The sequence below is a fragment of the Sphingobium sp. YBL2 genome (assembly GCF_000943805.1).
In the GTDB taxonomy this organism is placed as follows: Bacteria; Pseudomonadota; Alphaproteobacteria; order Sphingomonadales; family Sphingomonadaceae; genus Sphingobium; species Sphingobium fuliginis.
Map to the genome: position 1 here is coordinate 4,286,180 of NZ_CP010954.1, position 15,419 is coordinate 4,301,598.

Genomic DNA, 15,419 nt, shown 5'->3' on the forward strand with positions numbered 1-15,419 from the left:
GGGCCATGCTCCTCCGAAGGCCGACGCACAGCTCAAACGGTGTTCAAGCGCCGGACAGGGCCCTCATGAGCCACTTGCCTCATTCCGCTGCCTTTGCAGAAGCATGATGCGCTTGATGGCGACAATTAGCGAATTCAGCTTCAGCCCAGATCCGCCCATTGCCCGCCCGCCGCAAAACTCCGACAATCGATCCCATGTCGATCATCGAATCGCTGGGCCTGTCCCATCCCATCATCCAGGCGCCGATGGCCGGTGTCTCTACGCCCGCCATGGCGGCAGCCGTCTCCAATGCAGGAGCGCTTGGCTCCATTGCCGTGGGCGCCACCGACGCGGCGGGTGCCCGCGCCATGATAGAAGCCGTCCGCGCCCAGACCAGCGGTCCCTTCAACGTCAACCTTTTCACCCATCGGCCCGCGCGCAGCGACCCCGTCAGGGAAGGGGCCTGGCTCGCTGCACTGACGCCACTGTTCCAGGCCTATGATGCCCAGCCTCCGACCGGCCTGCGCGAAATCTACCGCAGCTTCGTGGAGGACGACGCAATGCTCGCCACCTTGGTCGAACTTGCGCCGCCGGTCGTCAGCTTCCATTTCGGATTGCCCGATCCAACCAGCATCGCAGCGCTCAAGCGAGCCGGATGCCTCCTCCTCGCAACCGCCACCAGTCCGGCCGAAGCGCGGGCTGCGCGGGAAGCAGGAATCGACGCCATAGTCGCACAGGGATATGAGGCAGGAGGCCATCGAGGCGCCTTTAATCCCGAAGCGCCTGACGACCAGCTCGGCACCTTCGCCCTCACTCGCCTGCTTGCAGTCCAATGCGACCTGCCCGTGATCGCAGCGGGCGGCATCATGGACGGGCAAGGCATTCGTGCCGCACTCGCCCTCGGCGCGGTCGCAGCACAACTGGGCACAACCTTCATCGCCTGCACGGAAAGCAGCGCCGACGCAGCCTATCGCGCCGCCCTCACGAGCCCCGCTGCCCATCACACCGCGATGACCCGCGCCATTTCAGGTCGCCTGGCCCGCTGCCTTGCCAATCGCTTCACCGCCTGGGGCGCCGAGGCAGCATTGCAGCCGCCCGCCTACCCCATCGCCTATGATGCGGGCAAAGCGCTGAACGCCGCGGCAAAAGCCAAGGGCGAAGGCGGCTTTGGCGCGCAATGGGCCGGCCAGGGTGCACCGCTGGCTCGCGCCCTGCCCGCCGCCGAGCTGATCAGCCTTCTGGCGAGGGAAATGCAGGAAAGCGCTTAGCGCGCGTCGGGAATGGACGCCCCGAACAGCAGGATCGGCTCGCCAGCAGGCGACAGCGCAATCTCCCCGCCGACGCTCGTCACCAGGGTGCGCACCATCCAAGCCGCCGACGTGCGCGAAGCCAGCCCCTCCGGCGGCAAAGTCCCCGCCAGCGCGGCCCGCAGGTCGGGATCAAGCACCAGTTTCGGCCCTTCCGCCCGCACGACGATCTCCGTCACGCCCGGCCGCTTTTCCGCCCCGATGTCGAGCTGGCCGCCCCGCACGAGCGCATCGCCCGCGATCAGCGCCAGGTTCAGCAACACCTTCACCGGCAGCTTTTCCAGCATGTCGTCCTCGACCAGCCAGCCGATCTTCACCCGGCCCGAAGCCGCGAACATACCCTCGATCGCGACCCGCGCCTCATGCGTCGGCACGGCATCGCCAAAGCCGCCCGCCGAACCGAAGGCCAGGCGGAAGAATTTCAGCTTGTTCGCAGAGGTCTTCGCGCTGTCCGCCAGCAGGTCCAGACAACGCTGCCGCATTTCCGGGTCCGTTTCGTCCGCCATCAGCTCGAGCCCGTTGTTGAGCGCGCCGACCGGGCTCAAAAGGTCATGACAAAGGCGCGAGCAGAGCAGGCTGGCAAAATCGATGCTGTCGATCGGATTGGTCATGAAGGTTCGCTGCCGCCGGAGAAATGAACAGGAAGGAATGAACGGCTAATGCGCTGCCCTGCATCGCGATGCAACCCTCACTCACATGATGTCGAGCAAAGCCTCGACAAATTGCACCTGTCCGTCTCTCCCCGCCTTGGCAAGCCACAGGCGGGCCGCGCCGCCCCCGACGATCAGCCAGAGGCTGCCGTCGGGCGTCGCGCAGGCCGCGTCGGTTTCGGATGGCACCGCCTGACCGCCCGGATGCGAATGATAATGGCCGACGATCGCCGCCCCGCCCGCCCGCGCCGCGCGATGGGCGGCGATCAGTTCGACCGGGTCCAGTTCGAAATGCCGCGCCGGATCGCCGGCGACATTGGCGGCGGGCCGAACCGCCTCGATCCGGCCCGTCTTCCCCAGCAGCAGCCCGCAGACCTCATGCCTGTGCGCCGCCGCTTCGGACATGATTTGTTCCAGTAGCCCTCTTGAAATCCCAACCCTCATTCCTACATTCCTACCCAATGGGTTCGGGGGTTTCCATCATTGAAGCGACAATCGGTGAGGCGCAGGCTGGCATGCGGCTAGACAAGGCGCTTGCCGAGCTGGTTCCCGATCTTTCGCGCGAGCGGCTGAAGGCGCTGATCGTCGAGGGCCAAGTGACGGAAGACCCGGGCAAGGGGGGTGCGCGATCTCCCAATCCTTCCATGAAGGTCGCCGCGGGACAGGCTTTCGCCATCGCCCTTCCGCCACCCGTCGAAGCCGAGGCCGTGGCGCAGGACATCCCGCTGGTCGTGGTGTATGAAGACGCAGACCTGATCGTCATCGACAAGCCGGCGGGCCTGGTCGTCCACCCGGCGGCGGGCAATCTGGACGGCACGCTTGTCAACGCGCTGCTCCATCATTGCCAGGGCCAGCTTTCCGGCATCGGCGGGGTGGCGCGGCCAGGCATCGTCCATCGCATCGACAAGGATACTTCGGGGCTGTTGGTCGTTGCCAAATCCGACCGCGCGCATGAAGGGCTCGCGCAGCAGTTCAAGGCACATTCGATCGATCGGCTCTACGCCGCGATCGTCTATGGCGTGCCGCAGCCGGCGACGGGCACCATCGACACATGGATCGGCCGGTCCGACGCCGATCGAAAGAAGATGGCGGTTCATCGGGAAGGGCGCGGCAAACATGCCGTGACGCATTACCGGACGATGGAAAGGCTGCGCAGCGCGGCCATGGTTGAATGCAGGCTGGAAACCGGACGAACCCATCAGGTCCGCGTCCATATGGCGCATCTGGGACACCCCTTGATCGGCGACCCGGTTTACGGTAGAGAGAGAAAAGGTTTCAAATCGATACTGGAAACGCTGGGTTTCGAAAGGCAGGCATTGCACGCGAAAAGGCTGGGGTTCATACATCCGTTAACGGGTGAGGCGCTCAGCTTCGACAGCAAACTCCCTGTCGATATGCAGGAACTGTTAAGCGAGCTTCACGTATAGTTTTGGACAAGTTTGCGACGGCGCCTTGGACGCCTCTTCTGGGTCCCGCCGCGCATGAAAGGGAAAGGTGACGACATGGCTGATAAAAGCAATGTCCCCGCGGTTCCGGCGCTGGGCGGTGAAGCCAGCCTCAACCGCTATCTGTCGGAAATCCGCAAATTTCCGATTCTGACGCCCGAGCAGGAATATATGCTCGCGAAGCGCTATGCCGAGCATGCGGATTCCGAGGCCGCTGCCCAGCTCGTGACCTCGCATCTGCGTCTCGTGGCGAAGATCGCCATGGGCTATCGCGGCTATGGCCTGCCGGTCAGCGAGCTGATCAGCGAAGGCAATATCGGCTTGATGCAGGGCGTGAAGAAGTTCGAGCCGGATCGCGGCTTCCGTCTGGCGACCTATGCCATGTGGTGGATTCGCGCATCAATCCAGGAATTCATCCTGCGGTCCTGGAGCCTCGTGAAGATGGGCACCACCGCTGCGCAGAAGAAGCTGTTCTTCAACCTGCGCCGGATGAAGAACAATATCGAAGCGTTCGAAGATGGAGACCTACACCCCGACGACGTCAGGAAGATCGCGACCGATCTGGGCGTTACGGAGGAGGATGTCATCTCCATGAACCGCCGCATGGCGATGGGCGGCGACACGTCGCTCAACGTGCCGATGCGCGAGGATGGCGAGGGCCAATGGCAGGATTGGTTGGCTGACACCGATCCGCTCCAGGACGAACGCGTCGCCGACCGGCAGGAGAGCGAACTGCGCCACGACATGCTGGTGGAGGCGATGGACGACCTCAACGATCGGGAGAAGCATATCCTGGCCGAACGGCGCCTGGCGGAGGAACCCAAGACGCTCGAGGAACTCTCGCAGGTCTATGGCGTCAGCCGCGAGCGCGTCCGCCAGATCGAGGTCCGCGCTTTCGAGAAGCTGCAAAAGGCGATGATGCGGATTGCAGGCGACAAGCTGGGCAAAATCTCCCGCCTCGCCGCTGTCTGACCGGATGGCAAAACGCAAAGGAGCCCCGGAGTGAAATCCGGGGCTTTTTTTCGCTTACCCACTCAATAATCATTCGTGATCCGCGCGAAACCGGGATCTCAGGCAGCAAAAGTGCACCTGGCGTCATGAGCCCGGCTTTCGTCGGCACGAAGAGTGGCCTTCTCCCATCTTGAACCGCCCGGCATCCGCGCTACCACGGCAGTATGAACGCCAAGTCCGCTTTCCCTCGCCGCCGCTCCCGCTGGATCGGGATCATCCTCAAGATCATCGGTGGTTTCCTTGCCCTCTCTCTGTTGATGGTGGTGATTTATCGCTTCGTGCCGCCGCCCGTGACATGGACGATGTTGCTGGACCACAACGGCATCACCAAGGATTGGATGAGCCTGGACAAGATGGACCCGGACATGGCGCGCGCCGCCATCGCTGCGGAGGATAGCCGCTTTTGCAGCCATCATGGCTTCGACGCCGTCGCCATCGCTCAGGCCATGCGGCACAATGCGAGCGGCGGCCGCATCCGCGGCGGATCGACCATCAGCCAGCAGACCGCAAAGAATGTTTTCCTGTTCCAGGGCGGCGGTTTCGTCCGCAAGGGGCTGGAGGCCTGGTTCACGCTCCTGATCGAAGCGATCTGGGGCAAGCGCCGGATCATGGAGGTGTATCTGAATGTCGCGGAAACCGGCATCGGCACTTATGGCGCGCAGGCTGGCGCGATCCGCTATTTCCACCACGGCGCCCAGCGACTGACCCGTGCAGAGGCCGCCCGCATCGCCGCAGTCCTGCCTCTTCCCAAGAAGCGCGAAGCCATCGACCCCCATGGCTTCACCCGCCGCTATGGCAACAGCATCACCGCCCGCATCGGTATTGTCCAGCGCGACGGGCTGGATAGCTGCCTGAAATGAAAAGGGCGCGGATCTCTCCGCGCCCTTTCTTCCATAAGGTACCAAACCTTAGAAGCTGACGACCAGCGATCCCACGAAGGTCCGCGGCGCGCCAATCTGCGCGAAGGTGATGCTCGTATTCGACAGGGTGCCATCGAAACCGCCCACATAGAGCTTGTCGAACACATTGGTCACGTTCAACTGAACCGCGACGCCGGGCGCACCGAATTTCTCCAACGAATAGCGCGCGTCGAGATCGACGAGCGTATAGCCGGGCGCCTTGGCACCATAGACCTGCGCTCCGTTCTGGAATACCGGCAGGTTCTGGTCGTTCACATAACGTGAGCCGGTGCGCTTCGCCTGAACACCCAGACGAACTCCTTCGATCTCGCCCTGAATGCGGCCGCCAAGCGTATAGATGGGAGCACCCGATTCACGCTTCCCCGAGGTTTGCGCCTGGGTGGTCGCCGTCAGTTCGACATCATCCTTGATCTTCGACTTTAGGTAGGAACCGAAGACATAGAACATCAGCTCCGGCATCGGCTGATATGTAATGCTGCCATCTATGCCATATTTATCGACACGACCCAGGTTGCGATAGATGGTGGTGTCCAGATCGCGATCATAAGCCGATGCGAGGCGATCCTTATAGATCGTGTACCAACCCGACAGCTGCGCCTGTAGCGTAGCCGTCCGATAACGAATGCCAAGGTCGAAATTGTCCGTTGTTTCAGGCGAAGGATTGGCGTTGGGATTTGCCGGATCGTAATAGAAGGACTGATAGAGGTTGTCGGTCCCCGGGACCTGGAGGCCCTTTGAATAGTTGCCGAAAATGTCCAGCGCCTGGTTGGCGTTGAAAACGAAACCAGCGTTCGGCAGCAGTTTGTCATATTTGAAGATGCGCTGCTGCGGTCCCTGCACTGTTGGGTTCGCAACCGCATAGGCAGCCTCGATCGACGATCCCGGCTCGAAACAGCGAAGGTTGCCCGACGCACTCTGAGTGAAGCAGTAGTTGTTAAGGTCGCGCTTGAAGAAAGGCGCCCGCAACCCGACATTGACAGTGAAGGCATTGAATTTGCCGCGATATTCACCCGAAACCTGATGCAGGATGGCATAGGACAAGCGATTGCGCTTCTCCACCGCCGCACCGTTTACGTCCTTGATCGGATGATTGACGGGAAAAGGTTCGGCGCCGAAGCCGATCGTCTGAAGATAGCCCGCTTCGCCGGTCTGCCGATGCCGGCCACGATCATAGCTGTAGGCCACGCGCAACGTGTTGTTGTCATCCAGATCGTAGCGCAGCGAAGCGATCAACCCATAGCGATGGGTCTGCGTCTGGCTGGGCGAATGAACACGAACGGTGTCGCGCATATCACCATCGCCATTCAGGTCACGCCCGAAATAATATTGGGTTGAGCTCGACGAACCCTGAATGAAGCCGACCGCGCCTGCAATGCCCGAGCTTGCCGGGGTAAGACCTTCAGAAGCGATGCTGGTACCGCCGCCGTTCGCCTTTGTATATTGGTAGCTGGGATCGACGGTAAGGATCAGTCCGTCCGCCAACGTAAAGCGTGAATTGATGCGGATGTTGCCTGTATTGGACGGGTTGTATCGATACTCATAATCGGAACCACAGGAACTGGCGGTATCGACTGCACCAGTAACTCCGGCCGGAATGGTACAACGAGCGGTTTCGTAAAAGCTTTCATCCTTCGTGATTGGAAAACGGTTGGCGCTCGCGCTGCCAGCCACTCGCCCGCCGTCTACCCGCAAGGGAACTGAGCCAAAAAAATTGTTCCGATTTTCATTATAGTGCCCGGCGAGGGAGATGAAGTCGCCATTGCTGCCGATCGGCTGGTAAATTTTGGCGTTATATTGCTGCTTGTCGATTTCACCTATACCGCCGTAGATGGCATTGTTTGTCGCACGGCTGGCAGAAACGAATGCACGAGTGCCCCACGGCGTGAGATTGCCCGTCTGAACCATGCCAAACAGACGAAAGAAGCTGAAATCCCCAACGGAAGCGACCATCTTCGCGCCAAAATCTTCGCTTGGCGTGATCGAACGGTAATTTACCGTTGAACCGCTGGCAGCAGCCGTTGGGCTGTCCACATCGGTAGAACCTAAGTTCACGTTCACTTGGTCGATGATTTCAGGATCGAGCTGCTGGTTCGAATAGATCGAGTAACCGCCCGTGTCGTTGAGGGGAAGACCGTCGAAGGTTTGGGAAATACGGCTGTCGTCGAAGCCGCGGATTGTCATGGTGCCGCCAGCAGAACCAAAGGGATCGTTATTCTGGAAGCTAACGCCCGGAAGCTGGTTGATCACCTCGTTGATCGACTGGCCGGGTGTCTGGGCTTGGATGAACTCAGCGCCGAGCACGGCCTTGGCCTTGCTGGTATCAGGTACGATTACGCCGCCTAGGCCCTTGTCAACACTAGCGCCAGTCACAACGATTTCATTTTCAAAGTCGATCGACCCCGTCGACTGCGCAAACGCGGCAATGGGCGCAGCCACGGCGACAAGCGCAGCGCTACACATAAGAAGCTGTTTCATCTGATTTTTGTCCCTTTGAAAGTTTGGCGCGTCGCGCCTGCTTTATTTTGCTCTGTGGAGCTGGCGCCGCCTGTGGCGGCCGATGGCGACGGCCCTGTGATGCTCTGATTGCAATTTTACTACAATATAACAGCATTCACGTGACGGCCGCGCATGCAGCATGGACAATGCTTACAAGGGACGTTGCAAGATGATATCAAGCTATTGATTTATATAGACTTATCGAGCTCTCGAAGCAGCTATTTGACAGTGGTGCAATTTTGCAACGCAGCAAGAATTTTTACCGAGCCAATATTAAGACGCGAAAAAGGCCAGCGAAACTCGCTGGCCTCTCCCTGATTTAAGCTGTTGCAGCGCGCGAAAGTCAGGCCGCGTCTTCGGCCCGCTTGTCCTTTTCGCTGAACACGCGAATCGGCTCCTTGCTGCCGGCGACCACATCCTTGTCGACCACCACTTCTCCCACGCCCTCCATCGAAGGCAGGTCGAACATGGTGTCGAGCAGGATGGCCTCCAGGATCGAGCGAAGCCCGCGCGCGCCCGTCTTCCGCTCGATGGCCTTCTTGGCAATGGCGGTCAGGGCATCGTCGGTGAAGCTGAGTTCGACATTCTCCATGTCGAACAGCTTGGCATATTGCTTCACCAGTGCGTTCTTCGGCTCAACCAGGATCTTGACCAGCGCAGCCACGTCCAGATCTTCCAGCGTCGCTATCACCGGCAGACGGCCGACGAACTCAGGAATGAGCCCGAATTTCAGCAGATCCTCCGGCTCGCTCTGGCGCAGCAGTTCGCCGGTCTTTCGCTCCTCGGGCGCGGCGACATGAGCACCGAAGCCGATCGACTTGGCCTCCAGACGGTCGCCGATGATCTTTTCCAGGCCTGCGAACGCGCCACCGCAGATGAAAAGGATGTTGGTCGTATCGACCTGGAGGAACTCCTGCTGCGGATGCTTGCGCCCGCCCTGCGGCGGAACCGAAGCCGTCGTACCTTCCATCAGCTTCAGAAGCGCCTGCTGCACGCCCTCACCCGACACGTCGCGCGTGATCGACGGATTTTCGGCCTTGCGGCTGATCTTGTCGATCTCGTCGATATAGACGATGCCGCGCTGCGCCTTCTCGACATTATAGTCCGACGCCTGGAGCAGCTTGAGGATGATGTTCTCCACATCCTCGCCCACATAACCCGCCTCGGTCAGCGTGGTCGCGTCGGCCATGGTGAAGGGCACGTCGAACGTCTTGGCCAGCGTCTGCGCCAGCAGCGTCTTGCCGCAGCCGGTCGGACCGACCAGCAGGATGTTGGACTTGGCCAGTTCCACCTCGCCCGGCTTGGTGCCGTGGTTGAGGCGCTTGTAATGGTTGTGGACGGCAACCGACAGGACGCGCTTCGCCCGGTTCTGGCCGATCACATAATCGTCCAGCACATCGCAGATTTCCTGCGGGGTCGGCACGCCGCCATCCTTCTTGCCGACGAGACCGCCCTTGGTCTCCTCCCGGATGATGTCGTTGCACAGTTCCACGCACTCGTCGCAGATGAACACGGTCGGCCCCGCGATCAGCTTACGCACCTCATGCTGCGACTTGCCGCAGAAGGAGCAGTAAAGCGTGCTTTTAGAATCGGAGCCCGTAAGCTTAGTCATTCGCCAATCTCTCTTCCCTCTTTTGAGGCGAACAGCCGCCCCATGCCGAGGGATATTCTGGTCCTAGGATCATCCTAGACCGCGACGCGCCCGTTTCACAAGGGGAGAAAAGGGCGCGTGCGGTAAACATAGGTTTTAGCCCTCGGGGGTTTCCGCCATGGCCGGCCGGCGGTCGAACACTTCGTCGACCAGACCGAAGGCCTTGGCTTCCTCCGCCTCCAGGAAGGTATCGCGGTCCATGGCACGCTCCACTTCCTCCAGCGAACGCCCGGTATATTGGACGTAGAGGTTGTTGAGGCGGCTGCGGATGCGCAGGATTTCCTTGGCCTGGATTTCGATGTCCGACGCCATGCCCTGCGCGCCGCCCGATGGCTGGTGCACCATGATGCGCGCGTTGCTGAGCGCGATGCGCTTGCCCGGCTCGCCCGCCGCGAGCAGGAAGCTGCCCATGGAGGCCGCCTGGCCGATGCACACGGTGCCCACCTGTGGACGGATATATTTCATCGTATCGTGGATCGCCATGCCGGACGTCACCACCCCGCCGGGCGAGTTGATGTACATCCAGATGTCCTTCTTCGGATTTTCCGACTCAAGGAACAGCAACTGGGCGACGATCAGCGAGGCCATATGATCCTCGACCTGGCCGGTGACGAAGATGATCCGCTCCCGCAGCAGGCGCGAATAGATGTCGAAGCTGCGCTCGCCCCGGTTCGACTGTTCGATGACGATAGGGACCAGAGCGGCCATGGGATCGGACATGATATCGGTCATTTTGCTCTTTCAGGGTGTGTTGCTTTTGCCCGTTCTCTACATCGGCACAAAAAGCGGACTGTTCAAGGGGTCGCGTGAAACGCGGTCTGTTTGCCCGGCCGAACGGGGCGCAATCAGTCGCGCCGGGCGAAGTCGGATGGCGCCTTGAAGGCGAGATAGGCAAGCCGGCGAACCTCCCGCCGCCCGCGCACCACGGTGTCCAATATAAGGCCGCACATGCCCGAAAGCGTGGCGAGGATCATGAGGCCCGTCACCAATATGGCGGTCGGAAAGCGCGGCACAAGCCCCGTTTTCATATAGGTGAGGATCAGCGGCGCCGCCAGGACCAGTCCCGTCAATGCCAGCAGGGCAGCGATGATGCCGAAGAAGAGGATCGGCCGTTCGATGCGATAAAGGGTGATGATCGTCCGCAGGATGCGCCAGCCGTCGCGATAGGTGCTGAGCTTGCTGACCGATCCTTCCGGCCGCGCGCCATAGGCGGTGACCACCTCCGACACGGGCATGGCGAGTTCCAGCGCGTGGACGCTGATCTCCGTCTCGATCTCGAACCCGGCGGAAAGGACGGGGAAGCTCTTGACGAACCGTCGGGAGAAGACACGGTATCCGGAGAGTATGTCCGTGAAGCTGCGTCCGAACAGCCGCTTGAGCAGGCTGGTCAGCGCCCAATTGCCGAAGCGATGCCCGCGCCGATAGGCCTCCTCAATCTCGCTCCGCCTTGCGCCCACGACCATGTCGAGATTGTCTTCCAGCATTGCCGCCACCATCTTTGGAGCGGCCGCAGCCTCATAGGTCGCATCGCCATCCGCCATGATGTAGATGTCGGCATCCACGTCCGCGAACATGCGGCGCACCACATGACCCTTGCCCTGCTGCGCCACGCGGCGGACGATTGCCCCAGCCCCAGCTGCCAGTTCGCGGCTGCCGTCCGTGCTGTTGTTGTCGAACACGTAAATTTCGGCGGAGGGGAGCGCCCGGCGGAAATCCCCCACCGTCCGAACGATCGCGCCGGCCTCATTATAGCAGGGCAGGATGACGGCGATCCTCGGCGTGGCAACGCCCTCCCCGCTTTCCACTGCCGGAAATTCCTTCATCGACCTGAAACCTTTTTAGCGCCGCCGCATCACCTCGGAAACACGGCATGTTCCTGCGAAGGCAGGACCCAAATTCAAACGGCGGGACTGGAATCCTGCCTTGGCAGGAGTTCGACTCCCCCGATCCTGCCCCCTCTCGACATGAACGGACCTCATTAACATTTCGTCTGCCATGCCGCGCCCGAAATGAAAAGCGCCCGGGCTTCCTTGCGAAGCCGGGCGCTTGTCCAGTCAGACCGAAAAGGCCTTATTCAGCCTTGGCGGCAGCCTTCTTGGCCGGAGCTTTCTTGGCCTTGGGCTTCTCCTCGGCAGCGGCTTCCTCAGCCACGGCCTCATCCTTCTTGGCGGCGGCCTTCTTGGCCGGAGCCTTCTTGGCTGGGGCCTCTTCGGCGGAAGCCTCGGCCGGAGCCGCTTCCTCGGCCTCGGCAGCCTTCTTCTTCGGCGCAGCCTTCTTCGCCTTGGGCTTTTCGTCATGATCATGGTCATGATCATGGCCACAGCCCGGACCATGGACGTGCGGCTTCAGATCGCCGTCCTCAGCCTCGATCGCGGCTTCCAGCTCTTCCCGGCTGACGGCCCGGTCGGTGATCTCCGCCTTCTCGAACAGGAAGTCCACCACCTTGTCCTCATAGAGCGGCGCACGGAGCTGCGCGGCCGCCATCGGGTCCTGACGCACATATTGCACGAAGCGCTCGCGGTCCTGCGGGCTGTACTGCTGGGCTGCCTGCATGATCAGGCGGTTCATTTCCTGATCGCTGACGACAACGCCATTGGCCTGGCCGATTTCCGAAAGCAGCAGGCCCAGGCGGACGCGGCGCACGGCGATGGCGCGATAGTCTTCCTTCTCCGCTTCCATCTCCTTGAGGGCCGCTTCGGGGTCTTCCTCATGGCTGGCTTCGTGCTGGAGCTGCGCCCAGATCTGGTTGAACTCGGCCTCGACCATGCTCGGCGGCACGTCGAAATCGTGGGCAGCGGCGAGCTGGTCGAGCAGCTTGCGCTTCATATGGGTGCGGGTCAGGCCATTATGTTCCTGCTCGATCTGGCCCTTCAGCAGTTCCTTGAGCTTGTCCAGACCCTCCAGGCCCAGCGACTTGGCGAAATCATCGTCCAGCTTGGGCTTGTCGGCATTCAGGATCGCCTTGACGGTGATGTCGAAGGTCGCTTCCTTGCCGGCGAGGTGCGCCGCGCCATAATCTTCCGGGAAGGTCACGGTGATGGTCTTCTCGTCACCCTTCTTGACGCCGGCAAGCTGCTCCTCGAAGCCCGGGATGAACTGGCCCGAGCCGATCTTGAGCTTCACGTCCTCGGCCGAACCGCCCTCAAAGGCCTCGCCGTCGATCTTGCCGACGAAATCGATGGTCAGCGTATCGCCGTCCTTCGCCTTGTGGCTGGCGGCATGCTCTTCCAGCGCGCCCTGCTGGGTCGCGATGCGGCCGGCGGCTTCATCCACCTGCGCATCAGCCACCTCGACGGTCAGACGCTCCAGCTTCAGCCCTTCGATGCTCGGCGCCGCGATCTCGGGCAGCACTTCCAGCTCGACCTTCACCTCGGCGTCCTTGCCGAATTCGAAGGCCTCGTCCAGCTCGACCGAAGGCTGCATCGCGGGGCGCAGCTTCTGGTCAGCGATCAGCTTCTGGATGCTGTCCTGGATCGAGCTGTTGAGCGCATCGCGCTGCAGCGATTCGCCATGCATCTTCTTGACGAGGTTGGCGGGCACCTTGCCGGGGCGGAAGCCGGGCATGCGGACCTGCGGCGCGATGGCGGCCACTTCCTTTTCCACGCGGGCGTCGATGTCCTTCGACGTGATGGTCACGGTGTAGGCGCGCTTCAGGCCCTCGTTCAACGTCTCGACAGTCTGCATCTCTTCTCTCAAACGCTTTCTAAAGCTGAATTTCGTTGGCGCCTGCGCATCCTATAGAGTCTGGCGCACTGGTGCGGGCGAAGGGACTCGAACCCCCACATCTTGCGATACCAGAACCTAAATCTGGCGCGTCTACCAATTTCGCCACGCCCGCATCGGTCGCCGGTCGGCGCGGCATAGAGAAAAGCGACCCATGAAGCAAGGCCCAGAGGTCCAGCCTGTGGATAACCGGTGGATAAGTCCGAACGGAACCCATCCGCCCGGCCGGGCGTAACCCCTCATATCAAGGAGAGACAGCCATGGCCACCCACCCCGACCCGGCGCCCGACGGCGTGCCGCCCCCCGACAGGATCGACCCTCAATCGCCGCCGGAAACCCCTGCACCCCTCACGCCCGACGAAACCCCCGCCGGCGAGCCGCCGGAAATCGTGCCCAATGGTCCCGATTTCGACCAGCCGGACAGCGCGCCGCCCGAACTCCCTCCCGTCTGATCGACATTTTGGTCACAGACCGTGGGTTTTCCACAGAAACGGGAAATAATGCCTGCGCAATCGCTGGACAGGCCCCTGCATCCATGATTGAACTATGACAAACAGATGAATTCGGGAGAGGCGCGGCTGACAGCAAGGGGGTCATCGTGCACAGGGTTCGCGCTAAGCTGGAATGGTTCAAGACAGTGATCCTACCACAGGAAGCTGCTCTCAGAGGGCGCCTCCGGAGGATCCTGCCTGCCAATCAGGAACTGGAAGACATGGTCGCGGAGGTACTCGCCCGCGCCTATGCCACTGAAAATTGGGAAAATGTGACGACCGGTCGGGCTTATCTCTTCACCATAGCCCGCAATCTGGTGATCGACACCGCACGCCGTAACAAGGTGGTGAGTTTCGAAACCATTGCCGACCTGGAACTGCTGCAGGGCGAAAATAATGTGGAGGCTCAGCTTCACGCCCGCGAGGCCCTGCGACAGGTCGAGACGATCGTCGATTCGCTTCCGACACAATGCCGCCGGGTCTTCATTCTCCGCCGTATCCATGAAAAATCCATGCTGGAAATAGCGGAGGAAATGTCCCTGTCCGTTTCTACAGTTGAAAAACATCTGGCCAAAGCGATCGCAATAGTTATGCGGGCCTGGGCGGAACGTGAGGAAACGGATTTCGAACGTGCAGGCGTCGGGACCAGATTCGGGCTACGAAAGCAGGGACAAGATCGAGGCGGAAGCCGCGCGCCTGCTGGCAAGGCTTAATGGCGATCCTCGTCCCGAGGTCGAAGCGGAAATCTGTCGCTGGGTCGAAGCCGATCCCCGTCATGCCGTAGCGTTCGCGCGGGCCGAAGCCGCTTGGGAAGCGGCCGAACGGCTGAAGAGCGCGGCCGCCGAAGTCAACCTGCCCCCGCTGGAAGCCATCGTCAGCGAGGAGCAGCAGCGCCGCCTGTCGCGCAACATCATGATCGCCGCCGCCGTTGCGGTGATGCTGTTCATCGTCGCTGCCATCGTCACGGTCCGCACCTTCAGCGGCGTCGACCATTATGAAACGCGGATCGGCCAGATCAGCGACATCGCGCTGGACGACGGCTCGACCCTGCATCTCAACAGCGACAGCGCCGCCGAGGTCCGCTTCACCGATCATGGCCGCAAGGTCCGCATCCTGAAGGGCGAAGCCTCTTTCGACGTCGCCCACGACCGCTCCCGCCCCTTCGACGTAGAGGCCCGCTCCGCCGTCATCCGCGCCGTCGGCACCGCCTTCAACGTGCGGTTGCGCCCTTCATTGGTCGAACTGACCGTCACGCAGGGCACCGTCACGGTGCATTCCGGCAACGATCTGGCCCAGCAGATCAGCGCCGGCAGCGGCGCCGTCATCCAGCCGCGCAGCGTGTCGCTCACCCATCTCGACTCGCGCCTCATCGGCCAGCGGACCGCCTGGCGCGAACAGATGGTGGAACTGGACGGAGAGACCATCGAACAGGCCGCGAGCGAGTTCAACCGCTACCGTGCGGCGCCGATCCTGATCGGGGACACCCGGGTCTCATCGCTCCGCATCGGCGGCCGCTTCCGTATCACCGACAGCAAGGAATTCCTCTCCGCCCTGCAACTCAGCCTGCCCATCCGGGTGGTCGCCGGACAGGACGGCTCGGTCATGCTGCTCTATCAGGATGAACCGGAGCCAGCGGACAACGCCGCCGGCGAATAGGAGCGGGAAGCAAAACACTCCCCCTCATCCCCAGGCATTATCGCCATGGTCCCCGACCTCTCACCCCGTCATCCGGGCGAACGCCGGGAT

At 61.6% G+C, this 15,419-nt stretch carries 14 protein-coding genes and 1 tRNA gene; 7 read left to right on the top strand and 8 right to left on the bottom strand.

The annotated features are described in order from the left end of the window. Positions 1 to 194: 194 nt before the first annotated feature. Positions 195 to 1,247 (top strand): NAD(P)H-dependent flavin oxidoreductase, encoded by a 1,053-nt coding sequence (locus TZ53_RS19675; protein WP_044662435.1) that lies wholly within the window; start codon positions 195 to 197, stop codon positions 1,245 to 1,247. Here the strand turns inward: TZ53_RS19675 and TZ53_RS19680 are convergent. Both TZ53_RS19680 and TZ53_RS19685 read right to left on the bottom strand, forming a co-directional pair. Next, positions 1,244 to 1,897, bottom strand: coding sequence for a histidine phosphotransferase family protein (locus TZ53_RS19680; RefSeq protein ID WP_044662436.1), 654 nt, complete (start codon positions 1,895 to 1,897; stop codon positions 1,244 to 1,246). The two genes, TZ53_RS19675 and TZ53_RS19680, sit on opposite strands and share 4 nt — an antisense overlap. Before the next feature lie 81 nt (positions 1,898 to 1,978). Next, positions 1,979 to 2,380, bottom strand: a complete 402-nt coding sequence (locus tag TZ53_RS19685) for a Mov34/MPN/PAD-1 family protein (RefSeq protein WP_044662437.1) — start codon at positions 2,378 to 2,380, stop codon at positions 1,979 to 1,981. A 17-nt stretch (positions 2,381 to 2,397) separates the two neighbouring features. Between TZ53_RS19685 and TZ53_RS19690 the strand changes: the two genes are divergently transcribed. The 3 genes from TZ53_RS19690 (at position 2,398) to mtgA (ending at position 5,252) form a co-directional block, all read left to right on the top strand. Next, entirely contained in the window at positions 2,398 to 3,363 is a 966-nt protein-coding gene (locus tag TZ53_RS19690; RefSeq protein WP_044662438.1) for an RluA family pseudouridine synthase, read from the top strand. Positions 3,364 to 3,438: 75 nt separating this feature from the next. After that, positions 3,439 to 4,353: an RNA polymerase sigma factor RpoH gene (gene rpoH, locus TZ53_RS19695; RefSeq protein WP_044662439.1), complete on the top strand. Its 915-nt coding sequence runs from the start codon at positions 3,439 to 3,441 to the stop codon at positions 4,351 to 4,353. A 203-nt stretch (positions 4,354 to 4,556) separates the two neighbouring features. Further along, entirely contained in the window at positions 4,557 to 5,252 is a 696-nt protein-coding gene (gene mtgA, locus TZ53_RS19700) for a monofunctional biosynthetic peptidoglycan transglycosylase (protein ID WP_044662440.1), read from the top strand. A 48-nt stretch (positions 5,253 to 5,300) separates the two neighbouring features. Here mtgA and TZ53_RS19705 read toward each other — a convergent pair whose 3' ends face one another. The 6 genes from TZ53_RS19705 to TZ53_RS19730 all read right to left on the bottom strand — a co-directional run bounded on the left by TZ53_RS19705 (position 5,301) and on the right by TZ53_RS19730 (position 13,297). Continuing rightward, positions 5,301 to 7,787: a TonB-dependent receptor gene (locus TZ53_RS19705; protein WP_044662441.1), complete on the bottom strand. Its 2,487-nt coding sequence runs from the start codon at positions 7,785 to 7,787 to the stop codon at positions 5,301 to 5,303. Between the two features lie 364 nt (positions 7,788 to 8,151). After that, a complete protein-coding gene (clpX, locus tag TZ53_RS19710) occupies positions 8,152 to 9,420 on the bottom strand; it encodes an ATP-dependent Clp protease ATP-binding subunit ClpX (protein WP_007685071.1) in 1,269 nt (422 codons plus the stop codon). Between the two features lie 135 nt (positions 9,421 to 9,555). Next, on the bottom strand, positions 9,556 to 10,191 hold the full coding sequence (gene clpP, locus TZ53_RS19715) for an ATP-dependent Clp endopeptidase proteolytic subunit ClpP (RefSeq protein ID WP_007685070.1): 636 nt from the start codon (positions 10,189 to 10,191) through the stop codon (positions 9,556 to 9,558). Between the two features lie 113 nt (positions 10,192 to 10,304). Further along, the gene (locus tag TZ53_RS19720; protein ID WP_044662442.1) at positions 10,305 to 11,282 is read right to left on the bottom strand and encodes a glycosyltransferase family 2 protein; all 978 of its coding nucleotides are present in this window, start codon (positions 11,280 to 11,282) and stop codon (positions 10,305 to 10,307) included. A gap of 247 nt (positions 11,283 to 11,529) precedes the next feature. Then, on the bottom strand, positions 11,530 to 13,143 hold the full coding sequence (gene tig, locus TZ53_RS19725; RefSeq protein ID WP_044662443.1) for a trigger factor: 1,614 nt from the start codon (positions 13,141 to 13,143) through the stop codon (positions 11,530 to 11,532). 69 nt (positions 13,144 to 13,212) lie between these two features. Next, a tRNA-Leu gene (locus tag TZ53_RS19730) sits at positions 13,213 to 13,297 on the bottom strand. Between the two features lie 145 nt (positions 13,298 to 13,442). Between TZ53_RS19730 and TZ53_RS19735 the strand changes: the two genes are divergently transcribed. The 3 genes from TZ53_RS19735 (at position 13,443) to TZ53_RS19745 (ending at position 15,329) form a co-directional block, all read left to right on the top strand. Continuing rightward, a complete protein-coding gene (locus TZ53_RS19735) occupies positions 13,443 to 13,634 on the top strand; it encodes a hypothetical protein (protein WP_044662444.1) in 192 nt (63 codons plus the stop codon). Positions 13,635 to 13,780: 146 nt separating this feature from the next. After that, positions 13,781 to 14,386 carry a sigma-70 family RNA polymerase sigma factor gene (locus TZ53_RS26265; protein WP_048575718.1) on the top strand — a complete coding sequence of 202 codons (606 nt, stop codon included), beginning with the start codon at positions 13,781 to 13,783 and terminating at the stop codon, positions 14,384 to 14,386. Then, the gene (locus tag TZ53_RS19745; RefSeq protein WP_044662446.1) at positions 14,304 to 15,329 is read left to right on the top strand and encodes a FecR family protein; all 1,026 of its coding nucleotides are present in this window, start codon (positions 14,304 to 14,306) and stop codon (positions 15,327 to 15,329) included. Before TZ53_RS26265 ends, TZ53_RS19745 begins: the two co-directional genes overlap by 83 nt. Positions 15,330 to 15,419: the final 90 nt, after the last annotated feature.

Bases quoted from the DNA above. Each gene is read 5' to 3' on its own strand.
- TZ53_RS19675 (WP_044662435.1), top strand. From the start codon at position 195: ATGTCGATCATCGAATCGCTGGGCCTGTCCCATCCCATCATCCAGGCG.
- TZ53_RS19680 (WP_044662436.1), bottom strand. From the start codon at position 1,897: ATGACCAATCCGATCGACAGCATCGATTTTGCCAGCCTGCTCTGCTCG.
- TZ53_RS19685 (WP_044662437.1), bottom strand. From the start codon at position 2,380: ATGAGGGTTGGGATTTCAAGAGGGCTACTGGAACAAATCATGTCCGAA.
- TZ53_RS19690 (WP_044662438.1), top strand. From the start codon at position 2,398: ATGGGTTCGGGGGTTTCCATCATTGAAGCGACAATCGGTGAGGCGCAG.
- rpoH (WP_044662439.1), top strand. From the start codon at position 3,439: ATGGCTGATAAAAGCAATGTCCCCGCGGTTCCGGCGCTGGGCGGTGAA.
- mtgA (WP_044662440.1), top strand. From the start codon at position 4,557: ATGAACGCCAAGTCCGCTTTCCCTCGCCGCCGCTCCCGCTGGATCGGG.
- TZ53_RS19705 (WP_044662441.1), bottom strand. From the start codon at position 7,787: ATGAAACAGCTTCTTATGTGTAGCGCTGCGCTTGTCGCCGTGGCTGCG.
- clpX (WP_007685071.1), bottom strand. From the start codon at position 9,420: ATGACTAAGCTTACGGGCTCCGATTCTAAAAGCACGCTTTACTGCTCC.
- clpP (WP_007685070.1), bottom strand. From the start codon at position 10,191: ATGACCGATATCATGTCCGATCCCATGGCCGCTCTGGTCCCTATCGTC.
- TZ53_RS19720 (WP_044662442.1), bottom strand. From the start codon at position 11,282: ATGAAGGAATTTCCGGCAGTGGAAAGCGGGGAGGGCGTTGCCACGCCG.
- tig (WP_044662443.1), bottom strand. From the start codon at position 13,143: ATGCAGACTGTCGAGACGTTGAACGAGGGCCTGAAGCGCGCCTACACC.
- TZ53_RS19735 (WP_044662444.1), top strand. From the start codon at position 13,443: ATGGCCACCCACCCCGACCCGGCGCCCGACGGCGTGCCGCCCCCCGAC.